Genomic DNA, 13,175 nt, shown 5'->3' on the forward strand with positions numbered 1-13,175 from the left:
TATTAATTACCCTTGTTGTTCTGCTAGCTCAGTGGCTAGAGTTTGAATTTTGTTAATTAGAGATTTGAAATCAGAAGTCTTTAGGCACGGATTCAAGATAGTGAATTTAAGCGCACTCTTACCATCCACGACAGTTTCACCCAATACTGCAACACCACGAGTCAGCGCTTCCAGTCTTAGCGTTTGATTCAGTTTATCTAAATCTAGGTCACCGTTTGCTGAGGGCTTAGATCGGAACAGCACTGTTGATAGTGAAGGCTCCGCGAGTAGCTCTAAGTTCGCTTGCTGTTGAATCAGGTCTGCCACTTCTAGCGTTTGCTCAAGAAGATGGTCGTACATATCGCCCAATTGCTTTGGCCCTACGCTCTGCATGGTCATGAATACTTTCAATGCATCAAAACGCTTGGTGGTCGCGATAGACTTGTCGACTAAGTTCGGCAACTCATCGTGTTCACGGTTTAGGTAATCTGCATGATGCAGAAGGTACTTAAAGTTCGTTTTGTCTTTCAACAACACCGCGCCGCAGCTGATTGTTTGGTAGAAAAGCTTGTGGAAATCGACACTCACAGAGTCTGCTTTTTCGATACCTTGTAAGCGAGCTTTGTGGCTACTCAAGATAAGCGCACCGCCGTAAGCACTGTCGACATGGAACCAAAGGCCTTGTTGGCTTGCGATGTCTGCAATCGCATCAAGATCGTCGATAGCACCGTGGTCGGTTGTACCTGCCGTACCCACTACAGCAAAAGGAATCAGACCTTGAGCTTTAAGTGCTTTGACTTCTGCGCACAACAAATCAGGTTTGATGGTGCCGTTTGCGTTGGTCTCAACACAGCACACCGCGCTCTCGCCTAAACCAAGCAATGAAGCAGATTTTTGAACCGTGAAGTGAGATTTGTTTGAACACAAGATACGAAGCTTGCTTGCATACCCTGGCAAACCCAACTTTTGGATTGAGTGACCATCTTGCTTATCGGCAACCCAGTCTCTCGCTAGCAATAAGCCCATTAGGTTACTTTGCGTGCCGCCACTGGTGAAAACACCATCCGCTTGATCGCCAAGTTGGTACTTGTCACACATCCAATCAACCACGCGCTGTTCAACGTAAGTTGCAGCCGATGCTTGATCCCATGAATCCATTGATTGATTCAGAGCTGCGATAATGGATTCCGCCGCTACCGATGCCATAAGAGGAGGAGTATGAAGGTGTGCAATACAGTCTGGGTGTTGCACAAAGATAGAGTTTGTAGCGACAAGGTCTGCAGTGCTATCTACAACGTCCACCAAGGCGTGTTGGTTGTTGTCTAGATCGACAGCCTTGATAGCGGCCTCCAGCACTTTTGGTTCTAGACTTGAGTACGGCGTTTCAACCTGCTCAAAAACCGCTTTCATCGCTTGAGTGGTTTGGTTCATCACGTTAGCGAATTCATCGCTACCACCTAGGCCTGTGTGAATGAAGTACTTGTTCCACTCTTGGTTTACTTGCTCACCAGAAGCTTGCTCTTCTTGAACACCGCCACCAGCCGCAACGATGGCTTCTTCCATTACACGTAGAGCAAAATCAATCTGCTCGAAAGAGATGATCATCGGTGGCAGGAAGCGAATCACTGAGCCGTCACGACCGCCCTTCTCAACAATTAAACCACGCTCTAATGCTGCCCGTTGAATAGCTAGTGTTAGTTCACCATCAGATTTGGGCTCACCAAATTTATTAAGTTCGCCGTTTGGTTGCTTGATCTCAGCGCCAAGCATCAGGCCTTTACCGCGCACTTCAGCAATACAATTCACGCGAGATTGGATTTTTTCTAGACCTTGACGTAGGTATTGACCGGCAATCTTTGCATGCTCAACCAAGCCGTCACGCTCGATGATTTCTAACGCTTTAGCGCCTGACACCATTGCCAGTTGGTTACCACGGAAAGTACCCGTGTGCTCGCCAGCTTTCCAAGTGTCGATACTCTTATCAAACACAAGCAATGACATTGGAAGTCCGCCACCGATCGCTTTAGACAGACACAAGATATCAGGGTTAACGCCCGACTCTTCAAACGCGAATCGATGACCGGTTTTACCGACACCACACTGAATTTCATCAAAAATCAGTAGGATACCGTGTTCGTCACAGATGCGACGCAAGCCTTGTAGCCAAGACGCAGGAGCTGGAATCACACCGCCCTCACCCTGTACGGGCTCTACGATCATTGCAGCTGGCTTCATGATGCCAGACTCATCATCGTTCAACATGCGTTCGATGTAACGGATACTTGCGTTAGCCCCTGCTTCTCCGCCAATGCCAAACGGGCAGCGTAGGTTGTATGGGAAAGGCATAAAGTGCACGTCAGACATCAAACCGCTGCGACGTTCTTTTGTACCTAGGTTACCCATCATGCCCATGGTGCCGTTGGTCATGCCATGGTAAGCACCACGGAAAGCAAACATGGTATTGCGACCTGTGGTTTGTTTGGCTAGCTTGATCGCTGCTTCAACAGCATCTGCACCGGATGGGCCACAGAATTGAATCACTGAGTTGTTTGAAAACTCTTGAGGAAGAAAGGCTTTCACGCGCTTGATAAACGTCTCTTTTGCTTGAGTCGTAATATCAAGAGTTTGGTATGGCAAACCAGAATCGAGCTGGTCTTTGAGTGCTTGGTTAATCTCTGGGTGGTTATAACCCAAAGAAAGTGTACCCGCACCGGCTAAGCAATCTAAAAATAGTTGTCCACGAGTATCTTCAACCAAGGCACCGCATGCTCGCTTGATAGCAATTGGTAGGCGTCTTGGGTATGAGCGAACATCCGATTCGTGCTGCTCTTGCTCAAGCAAAATAGCATCAGGTGTTAGGTCATAAGTTCCCTCTACGATAGGAACCATAGTTGAAAATGAATTTGCGATAGTGTTGATATCGACTTCAAAGGCGGTAGTCATAAAAATTCCCTTGAATATGTTCATACTCACCTCCATCAAACGCAAATACACACCAGCCCTCTCGATTAACAAGAGTTCGTAATGAAATACGCATATTGTCTAGAAATGAGATATAGCTGTACGCCCGCATAAGTCAAACGACGAATACGAAATTAAGCTGCCTTAAGACAGTGATAAATTGTTAGCGAGAGCTCAAGGTTCAGTAATGCTACTGTTTTGAAGAATTGGACATTTTTGCAGGATCGGACAGCTATGAGGAGCTTGTCCCTTTGGAAATGCAGAGCTGATTAGCAATGTTGTAGTTAGTATGTTCAATGTTGGGTTTCCCATTAGCATGGCGAACTGCGCCATAAGTATCCCGTCTATCAGCTAAAGGACTAGCCGATACCTACCCTACGTAATTTCCCAATCAGCAAGAATGGTCATTACGCGTATCCCCCAGAAAGCAATCGCGGCTCTTTTTGAACATCGGCCGTTCCGAGATTGCGCGGGAAAGTAACATAAAGTGAAACGAACTATCAATAGTTTTTAATAAACGCTTAATTAATACGCGCAGTGAGTGACAAATTGCTTTAATTATCGCCAATATAAGTTTAAAAGCGAGATCCCCGGTTCGTTCGTCCCTCCACGCCCGAGGATGACGGTGTAGGTATACAAATGTTACTGGTGAGAGTTTAAAGCTAACCTTAGAACCATAGGCGACCTCATACCGAACCTTACACTGAAACCAGCAAAGTTCAGTACACGATAAGGGAGTGAAAAGTTAATCACCTGCCCGCGCCACATCATTCCCTAGTGCTAGAACGAGTTCATAGGGAGTCTCGCTTTTAAAAACTGAGTGATATATACGTATTTGATAACGGAGGTTTTGATATAGAGATGAAGCTTGGCTGCGGGGTCAACTCGTGACCTGGTATCTCAAATAGCTTTAGTGTGTTTCAGATGCGAAAAAGGCTCATCATTTCTGATGAGCCTTTTTCAAATTGGAGCGACACACGAGGTTCGAACTCGTGACCTCAACCTTGGCAAGGTTGCGCTCTACCAGCTGAGCTAGTGTCGCATTTGCTTTATCGAGATAAAGACTTGTAGATGGTGCCCCGGGCCGGACTTGAACCGGCACAACGCGAACGTCGAGGGATTTTAAATCCCTTGTGTCTACCAATTCCACCACCAGGGCACGCAATTCTTTATTGCGATGCCGATTACTGAAAAGTAAAACACCATCTTATGCTGATGCCAATCAACATACAAAATTTGGAGCGACACACGAGGTTCGAACTCGTGACCTCAACCTTGGCAAGGTTGCGCTCTACCAGCTGAGCTAGTGTCGCATTTCATTATTCTTCTCTTAAACAAGAGATATAATGGAGGCGCCTCCCGGAGTCGAACCGAGGTCCACGGATTTGCAATCCGCTGCATAGCCACTCTGCCAAGGCGCCTTAGTAACTCCAATTAAATCGCTCATTGCCATCCTCTTGGGTACGGGATGCATTCTACGGATTCGAGCGGATGAGTCAATAATATTTTTGTATTTTTAATTCGTTTGAATAGATTTCATACTAAACAGGCTAAATAGCTGACTTTATGTGCAAAACGCACCGTGTATCGGCTATTCAAAAGAGATCTATATCACATTAGATATCCAGTATTGATTATTTGACCTTAGGTTAAAGATCAAAAAAGCGAGCCTCAGCTCGCTTCTTCATCAATGGTGTTTTTCGTCTAACAAATCGTCTTTGGCGGCCATTAAGTATTGTGCCATCGACCAGTAGGTTAGAATCGTTGCAACGTAGAGCGCGATATAGCCAACCCAAATCATCCAATCGTCATAGCGCCAGATAAGCACCCACAACGCGAACATCTGAGAAACCGTCTTAACCTTACCGACCCAAGAAACCGCAACGCTTGCACGTTTACCGATTTCAGCCATCCATTCGCGAAGCGCAGAGATGATGATCTCGCGAGCTATCATGGTCACAGCTGGAATAGTGACCCAAATTGAGTGGTAATGCTCGGTAATCAAAATAAGAGCCGTCGCCACCAGTACTTTGTCTGCGACTGGGTCAATAAAGGCACCAAAACGAGACGTTTGCCCTAACTTACGAGCAAGCATGCCATCTAACCAGTCAGTAAAACCCGCTACCCAAAAAACCATCGCAGCAGCAAAAGGAGCCCATTGGTAAGGTAGGTAAAAAACAACAACGAATACTGGGATCAAAAATAGTCTCAGTAAGGACAAAATGTTAGGTATATTCAAACGCATATTATTGGGCTCTTATTAATTGCGCTTTAATGGTGCGGGATTTTTACTATTGTTTCAATGCTTGATAAATGTTTTCTGCCAAAGAATGACTAATGCCCGGCACTTTGGCTATTTCTTCAACAGTTGCACGCTTAAGTTCTTGTAAGCCACCCATGTATTTCAGCAAAGCTTGGCGACGCTTTGGCCCTATCCCTTCAATTCCTTCCAAGGCACTGGTTCGGCGCGTTTTACCACGCTTCGCTCTATGCCCTGCAATCGCATGATTATGGCTTTCGTCACGAATATGCTGAATAAGGTGCAAAGCGGGAGCATCACTTGGCAAATTAAACTCTTCCCCTTCAAGGGTAATGAGAGTCTCTAAACCAGGTTTACGCGTCACGCCTTTGGCAATACCCATCATTCTCGGTCTGAAAGGCCAATCTCCCCAATATTGAGAGATAATCTCATGAGCGCGGTTAAGTTGCCCTTTACCCCCATCGATAAAGATAATGTCTGGGATCTTATCAACATCAAGTTGCTTCGAATAACGTCTCTCAAGCGCCTGAGCCATTGCTGCGTAATCATCACCGCCGGTAATGCCTGTGATGTTGTAACGACGATACTCGGGCTTAACAGGGCCTTCTTGATTGAACACCACACAAGACGCGATGGTACTTTCACCCATGGTATGACTGATATCGAAACATTCCATGCGCTTAATTGCATCCATCGACAGCACTTCTTGAAGTTCTTTGAAACGCTGATTAATCGTCATTTTGTGATTAATTTTAGTGGTAATCGCCGTTAACGCATTAGTGTTCGACAATTTAAGATAACGACCACGAGTACCGGAAGGGTTTGTGTTGAAGTGGATCTTGCGACCCGCTACTTCACACAAGGCTTCTTGAATAGGAGTGACGTCTTCCATCAAATCAGCATTCAGAATCAAACGAGTTGGAATGGTTCTCGCTTCATTATGTGCTAGGTAATACTGGCTTAAGAAGCTAGAGAAAACCTCTTCACGTACCGTATTGTTCGGAATTTTAGGGAAATGGCTTCGACTGCCCAAGACTTTGCCTTGGCGAATCATCAAGATATGAATACACGCCACGCCATTCTCTTGAGCAAAGCCCAACACATCCATATCTTCCATGGAGTCGTCAGATACGTATTGCTGTTCTTGCACGCGTCGAATCGCTTGGATCTGGTCACGGAAAGTCGCAGCTTGCTCAAAACGAAGCTCACGGCTTGCTGTATCCATCTTATCGATGAGCGTTTCAAGCACTAACTTATCTTTTCCTTGCAGGAATAAACGAACATAGTCGACCAGTTCGCTGTACTCTTCGTCAGAAATGATTGAGCTAACACATGGCGCAGCACAACGGCCAATCTGATACATCAAGCAAGGACGAGTTCTGTTGGCGTAAACCGTATCTTCACACTGGCGAGCAGGGAAGATTTTTTGGATTAGGTGTAGTGTCTCACGCACAGCGCCGGAGTCAGGGTAAGGACCAAAGTATTCACCTTTTTTCTTTTTAGCACCACGGTGCATCGACAAACGAGGATGCTTGTGACCGCTAATGAAGATATAAGGGTACGACTTATCATCACGCAGGAGCACGTTATATTTTGGCAGGTACTGCTTGATGTAGTTGTGCTCAAGAATAAGAGCTTCGGTTTCCGTGTGCGTTACAGTGACATCAATCTTTTCGATGTTGCTGACTAGAGCGCGTGTTTTTTCACTGTCGACTTTTTTACGGAAATAACTAGAAAGGCGTTTTTTGAGGTTCTTAGCTTTACCGACGTAAATAACGACAGCCTCAGCGTTATACATTCGATAAACGCCGGGCTGCTCGGTTACTGTCTTGAGGAATGAGACTGAGTCAAACAAGTTGGTCACTATACGATCTCAGTGTTAAAGGGTCTCAGTGTCTAACATTCCATGTCTAATCGCTAAGTGCGTCAGCTCTACATCACCACTGATATCCAGTTTGCTGAACAAACGGTAGCGGTAACTATTGACTGTCTTAGGACTTAGATTGAGTTGTTCTGAAATATCCGTCACTTTCTGACCTTTGGTAATCATCATCATGATTTGAAGTTCACGTTCAGATAAGTCTGCGAATGGATTTTCAGACGCAGGCGAGAATTGGCTCAAAGCCATCTGCTGCGCAATTTCTGGTGAAATGTATCGCTGGCCACTGTTGACCACTCGAATTGCATTGACCATTTCATCCGGACCTGCCCCTTTAGTAAGGTAACCAGCAGCTCCAGCTTGCATCACTTTAGTTGGAAACGGATTTTCCGTATGAACAGTTAAAACGATGATTTTAACATCAGGGTTGAAACGCAAGATCTTCTTGGTTGCTTCTAAGCCACCAATACCAGGCATATTCATATCCATCAAAATAACGTCAGTATTGTTAGTACGACACCATTTTGCAGCATCTTCACCGCTTTCAGCTTCCCCTGCTACGTTCATTCCACGGACGTCTTCAATAATACGTCGTATCCCTGTGCGAACCAGCTCGTGATCATCTACAAGGAAAACATTTATCAAACTTGTATCTCCACACTATTAATTGGCTCTGCAACCACTGTGTCGTTTCATCTGTTTGAAACAATCGGACAAAGGAACAGTGGATCGCAGCATTGAGTACATCTTAACTTAATTACTAAAAAAAAGCTCTGTTGAATATGTGCTGAAACACTAACTTTAGCAAGTACTTATTTATAAACAAGTAAACTAAAATCATAAGCTTTCACTAAAAATCAACTAGTTAAAACAACACCCAATAAAATTACATAAGATAAAGATATTTTCAATACCATTAAATGGCCATTCTCGACTATTTCACTTTTTTGCTTACAGAGTCCCGTTATCTACTGCTGTTAACAAGTATTTAATGACTATCTTCGCAGCCTATTGTGCGTAATCTGGCGCTAGATGGTAGTATTCACTCCCCCATATCAATAGGTTATTACATTGGATATTCAGCAAGGCTTTGTACTTACAAGACAGGCGAGAGATTTTTCTGGGCGTACACAAATCGACTTGTGGTTAAGCACGCCTCAAGGCCCTACTCTTCTGACTATTCAAAACGAAAAGCCGGTATTTTTTGTTGCTCAATCTGATGTGGCCGCTTGTGAGGTTATTGCGACTAAAGAGTCGATAGACTGCCAATTTAAACCGCTTGAGATCGCGACCTTCGAACAAACCCCTCTCGCGGCTTGTTATACCTCACTATCACGAAGCAGTTTTGGTTTGGCACAAGCCTTTAACAACGAAGAAATCCAGACTTTTGAGAGCGATATTCGCCTTGCGGATCGCTTCCTAATGGAACGTTTTATCAAAGGAAGTATTGAGTTTACTGGAACGGCGGTACAAAAAAATCAACATCGTCGAGTCTCCAATGCTAAGTGCAGAGCGGGTAACTACTTACCCTCGCTTTCGATGGTTTCTCTGGATATCGAATGTTCAGAAAAAGGCGTGCTCTACTCTATTGGTTTAGACAGCCCGATGGACAGCCGAGTGATCATGATTGGGGAGCCACAACAAGCCGAAACCAAGATCCAGTGGGTCGCTAATGAGAAAGCACTGCTCGAAGCGATGATCGCATGGTTCTCTGAATTTGACCCCGACATCATCATTGGTTGGAATGTCATTGACTTCGATTTTAGGCTCTTACACAAGCGGGCGGAATGGAATGAGGTAAAGCTCAATATCGGTCGAGACAATCAACCTAGCTTCTTCCGTAGCTCAGCACAAAGCCAACAGGGCTTTATTACTATTCCAGGGCGTGTCGTTTTGGATGGCATCGATATGCTGAAAACAGCAACCTACCACTTCAGATCTTGGTCGCTTGAATCAGTCTCACGCGAACTACTTGGTGAAGGTAAGGATATTCATAACGTTCATGACCGCATGGATGAGATTAATCGAATGTTCAAGTTCGATAAGCCCTCACTGGCTAAGTACAACCTGCAAGACTGTGTGTTGGTAAATCGAATCTTCGAACACACCCACCTACTCGATTTCGTTATAGAGCGCTCTCGCTTGACCGGAGTTGAGCTAGACCGTGTTGGCGGATCTGTTGCAGCCTTTACCAATTTATATTTACCTCAGATACACAGAGCAGGTTATGTTGCCCCGAACCTAGAGCCAGAGAACTGGATTGCTAGCCCCGGAGGCTATGTGATGGACTCAATTCCTAACCTGTATGACTCCGTTCTGGTGCTCGACTTCAAAAGCCTATACCCGTCCATCATTCGTTCATTTTTGATTGACCCTATGGGGTTAATCGAAGGGTTGAAATTGGAAATCGGCCCAGCTGAAAACCAAGCCGTTGATGGCTTTCGCGGTGGGCAATTTCACCGCACCAAACACTTTTTACCAGAGATGATCGAAAACCTTTGGGCTGCTCGTGACGTCGCAAAGAAGAACAACGAAAAAGCCTTCTCTCAAGCCATTAAGATCATTATGAACTCTTTCTACGGCGTGTTAGGTTCCTCTGGCTGCCGCTTCTTTGATACTCGATTGGCGTCATCAATCACGATGCGTGGTCATGAAATCATGAAACAAACCAAGGTTCTGATCGAAGACAAGGGCTACCAAGTAATTTATGGGGATACCGATTCGACTTTCGTTTCCCTCAATGGCAGTTATGACCAAGATCAAGCCGACGAGATTGGCCATCAACTGGTCGCTTATATTAACAACTGGTGGACTGAGCACCTAAAAGAGACCTATAACCTGACCTCAATTCTTGAATTAGAATACGAGACCCACTATCGAAAATTCCTGATGCCAACCATTCGTGGTTCGGAAACAGGCTCGAAGAAGCGCTATGCCGGTTTAATCAACCAAGGCGACCAAGAGAAGATCATTTTCAAAGGGCTTGAGAGCGCGCGAACAGACTGGACACCACTCGCGCAACAGTTCCAACAAACCTTGTATGAAATGGTCTTCCACGACCAAGACCCAACCGACTACGTCAGACAGTTTGTTGATGAGACTTCAGCAGGTAAGCATGACGACTTGCTGGTTTACCAAAAGCGCCTGCGTCGCAAGTTGCATGAGTACCAAAAGAACATTCCGCCACAAGTTCGGGCTGCCAGAATGGCTGATGAGGTCAATGCAAAACTAGGGCGCCCACTTCAGTACCAAAACAAAGGACGTATTGAATACTTGATTACCTTGAATGGCCCAGAGCCCAAAGAGTATTTGAAGAGTGGTATCGATTATCAGCATTACATCGATAAGCAGATTAAGCCGGTGGCAGAAGCAATCTTGCCTTTCATTGGTTTAGATTTTGAGAGAGTCAGTGGGCAGCAATTAGGCTTATTCTAAGATTCGTATCGAGGTTCAATCAAAACAAAAAAGCAGAGGAATGTTCAATTCGCTCTGCTTTTTATATCTGTAGGTTGCGAAGTTCTATCCGATTCGAAACTCTGTTTTCTGATATTGCTTAACCAGCCATTCCCCAAACCCATCCAGAATGCCGATCACTGAACGTTTCGGAATCGGTCGGCCTGAAAGCAATATACCCAGTCGTTGGATTTCGACCTCTCTGTCTGGGTGATACTTCAAGAACTGCTGACCACAAGCAACGGGGTTATCAAACCAATACTTATCACGGTACATCACCAAAGAGTAGCTTGCTCGTAGCAGCTTCTTGGCGATGATCACTTGCGCTGAGACTTGCTGTTCAGGCGTTGTTGCTCGCGCAATTTTGTTTCGATATACCGCTAACCAGTTTTCAACGTCCATATTCCAATGCTTGGCTATTTCCCAACTAGTTTCGAAATCACCATAACAATCTGATAAGTCTTCACCGTATACACACACCGACAGGTGCTTGAGCATAAAACCCCACGTGAAGATATTGTCGAAGTCGACCACTTCACTCACCAATGTGGTTTTTATTGCCACTTGAGTGACCTGTGGGGAGCTCTTTTGGAAGCGCCATTTAATGGTGTTTAACAGCGTAGTTCGCTGCTCAGGAAACGGACGGTGTGTCACCACAACCACGTCAAGATTTGAGCGACCGGCTACCGCTTGCTTGCGAGCAACACTGCCATAAATATAGACACTGTGAAGATTAGAACCCAGCCCACCTTTTAAGAAGGTAATCAGATCGTTAACCACAGGTTGAAATTCGGGTTGAAAAGGCTGTGTAGGGTCAATAACAGGTAACTGCATAGGTCGTTTCGGCAAATAAAATCATGATTTAACTGTGACTCTATGATCGCTTAGGTGACTTTATGATTCAAGCTATTCCTATTTATAGCATCTCCGAGATATAATCAGCGGATAGACCCACTAAGGACAAACACAAAATGCCTAGAGCAAGTGAAATTAAAAAAGGTTTTGCTATCACAGTAGAAAGCAAAACAGTCATTGTTAAAGATATCGAAGTAACAACACCAGGTGGCCGTGGCGGTCAAAAGATTTACCGTTTCCGTGGTAACGACGTAGCAACTGGCGTTAAAACTGAAGTTCGCCACAAGGCTGACGAAATCGTTGAAACGATCGATGTAACAAAGCGTGCAGTAATGTTCTCTTACGTTGATGGCAACGAGTACATCTTCATGGACAACGAAGATTACACACAATTCATCTTCAACGGTGAAACTATCGAAGACGAACTACTGTTCATCAACGAAGACACTCAAGGTATGTACGCTATCCTTATCGACGGCAACGCAGCAACACTTGAGCTACCAACGTCTGTTGAGCTAGTTATCGAAGAGACTGACCCTTCAATCAAAGGTGCATCAGCGTCTGCTCGTACTAAGCCTGCTCGTCTTTCTACAGGTCTGACTATCCAAGTACCTGAGTACATCGCGACTGGCGACAAAGTAGTAGTAAACACTGCTGAACGTAAATACATGAACCGCGCAAGCTAAGATACTTATTATGACCGAAGCTAACGACCTAATGTCTTATGACGACGCAATTGATACTGCATACGACATCTTCCTAGAGATGGCACCCGATAACCTTGAACCTGCAGATGTGATTCTATTCACGGCTCAGTTTGAAGACCGTGGCGCTGCAGAGCTTGTTGAAACAGGTGATGATTGGGTTGAACATGTTGGCTTTGAAGTCGACAAAGAAATCTACGCAGAAGTGCGCATTGGTCTTGTGAATGAAGCTGATGACGTTCTAGACGACGTATTTGCTCGCATGCTAATCAGCCGTGACCCAGAGCATAAGTTCTGTCACATGCTGTGGAAGCGCGACTAATACGACTGCTGGCGCTCAACTTCATGAGTAAACAAGCACTCATGTAAACGAGTTAAAAATCTAGCCGAGCCACTTGCTCGGCTATTTTTATCACGCTACTTCCTTGCATGAGAACTCTCTTTCTTTATCAACTTTATATTCACTGATATGACCAAAGCAAAAACAGACACACAATCCAAAGGCTATGCTTGCATTGGCCTAGTTAACCCAAAGACGCCTGAAAACGTAGGCTCTGTAATGCGAGCGGCTGGCTGCTACGGCGCTAACTCTGTGTTCTACACAGGCACACGATACGATCATGCGCGAAAATTCCATACCGACACCAAAGAGAAGCATTTAGAGCTGCCACTGATTGGTGTTGAAGAGCTGAAAGACATTATTCCAGTAGGCTGCGTGCCTGTGGCCGTTGATCTGATTGAAGGTGCGAAGCCTCTACCGGATTACAAACACCCACCACGCGCGTTTTATATTTTTGGCCCAGAAGATGGCACGCTAAAGAAAGAGATCACTGATTTCTGCCGCGACACGATTTACGTTCCAACCAATGGTTGTATGAACCTCGCTGCATCTGTGAACGTGGTGCTTTACGACCGCTTGGCGAAGGGTGATAACTTTTCGAATCATAAGTAGAAGATACGAGATACGAGATACGAACAGATTATAGATGCGCGTAAACGAGATAAGAGATGCGAAGAGCACGCTTACTGCGTTTATGGCAGCATGCTTTCGATACTCGATTACTCGCATCCCGCACCTTCTATT

General features: G+C 45.2%; 9 protein-coding genes and 4 tRNA genes. 4 read left to right on the plus strand and 9 right to left on the minus strand.

The window, feature by feature from the left end; genetic code table 11:
- Nucleotides 1-6: 6 nt before the first annotated feature.
- The 8 genes from OCV52_RS09635 to uvrY form a co-directional block, all read right to left on the minus strand.
- Complete coding sequence (locus OCV52_RS09635) at nucleotides 7-2,946, minus strand: pyridoxal phosphate-dependent class III aminotransferase (protein ID WP_206383565.1); 2,940 nt, start codon at nucleotides 2,944-2,946, stop codon at nucleotides 7-9.
- Between the two features lie 960 nt (nucleotides 2,947-3,906).
- Nucleotides 3,907-3,982 (minus strand) — tRNA-Gly (locus tag OCV52_RS09640).
- Between the two features lie 30 nt (nucleotides 3,983-4,012).
- A tRNA-Leu gene (locus OCV52_RS09645) sits at nucleotides 4,013-4,099 on the minus strand.
- A 78-nt stretch (nucleotides 4,100-4,177) separates the two neighbouring features.
- Nucleotides 4,178-4,253 (minus strand) — tRNA-Gly (locus OCV52_RS09650).
- Nucleotides 4,254-4,287: 34 nt separating this feature from the next.
- Nucleotides 4,288-4,361, minus strand: a tRNA-Cys gene (locus OCV52_RS09655).
- A 266-nt stretch (nucleotides 4,362-4,627) separates the two neighbouring features.
- On the minus strand, nucleotides 4,628-5,185 hold the full coding sequence (pgsA, locus tag OCV52_RS09660) for a CDP-diacylglycerol--glycerol-3-phosphate 3-phosphatidyltransferase (RefSeq protein ID WP_004741263.1): 558 nt from the start codon (nucleotides 5,183-5,185) through the stop codon (nucleotides 4,628-4,630).
- A gap of 46 nt (nucleotides 5,186-5,231) precedes the next feature.
- Nucleotides 5,232-7,064, minus strand: a complete 1,833-nt coding sequence (gene uvrC / locus OCV52_RS09665; RefSeq protein ID WP_137407459.1) for an excinuclease ABC subunit UvrC — start codon at nucleotides 7,062-7,064, stop codon at nucleotides 5,232-5,234.
- A 15-nt stretch (nucleotides 7,065-7,079) separates the two neighbouring features.
- A complete protein-coding gene (gene uvrY / locus OCV52_RS09670; RefSeq protein WP_004729778.1) occupies nucleotides 7,080-7,724 on the minus strand; it encodes a UvrY/SirA/GacA family response regulator transcription factor in 645 nt (214 codons plus the stop codon).
- A 426-nt stretch (nucleotides 7,725-8,150) separates the two neighbouring features.
- On the opposite strand from uvrY, the gene OCV52_RS09675 reads away from it, so the two are divergent.
- Nucleotides 8,151-10,514: a DNA polymerase II gene (locus OCV52_RS09675; protein ID WP_137407458.1), complete on the plus strand. Its 2,364-nt coding sequence runs from the start codon at nucleotides 8,151-8,153 to the stop codon at nucleotides 10,512-10,514.
- A gap of 84 nt (nucleotides 10,515-10,598) precedes the next feature.
- On the opposite strand, the gene OCV52_RS09680 is transcribed toward OCV52_RS09675, so the two are convergent.
- Nucleotides 10,599-11,366, minus strand: a complete 768-nt coding sequence (locus tag OCV52_RS09680; RefSeq protein WP_137407457.1) for a nucleotidyltransferase family protein — start codon at nucleotides 11,364-11,366, stop codon at nucleotides 10,599-10,601.
- Nucleotides 11,367-11,503: 137 nt separating this feature from the next.
- Between OCV52_RS09680 and efpL the strand changes: the two genes are divergently transcribed.
- The 3 genes from efpL to OCV52_RS09695 all read left to right on the plus strand — a co-directional run bounded on the left by efpL (nucleotide 11,504) and on the right by OCV52_RS09695 (nucleotide 13,043).
- Nucleotides 11,504-12,073: an elongation factor P-like protein EfpL gene (gene efpL / locus OCV52_RS09685; RefSeq protein WP_004741259.1), complete on the plus strand. Its 570-nt coding sequence runs from the start codon at nucleotides 11,504-11,506 to the stop codon at nucleotides 12,071-12,073.
- Nucleotides 12,074-12,083: 10 nt separating this feature from the next.
- Entirely contained in the window at nucleotides 12,084-12,413 is a 330-nt protein-coding gene (locus tag OCV52_RS09690) for an HI1450 family dsDNA-mimic protein (RefSeq protein ID WP_004741258.1), read from the plus strand.
- A 147-nt stretch (nucleotides 12,414-12,560) separates the two neighbouring features.
- On the plus strand, nucleotides 12,561-13,043 hold the full coding sequence (locus OCV52_RS09695; protein ID WP_004741257.1) for an RNA methyltransferase: 483 nt from the start codon (nucleotides 12,561-12,563) through the stop codon (nucleotides 13,041-13,043).
- The last annotated feature ends 132 nt before the right edge of the window (nucleotides 13,044-13,175 follow it).

It is taken from the genome of Vibrio chagasii, assembly GCF_024347355.1.
In the GTDB taxonomy this organism is placed as follows: Bacteria; Pseudomonadota; Gammaproteobacteria; order Enterobacterales; family Vibrionaceae; genus Vibrio; species Vibrio chagasii.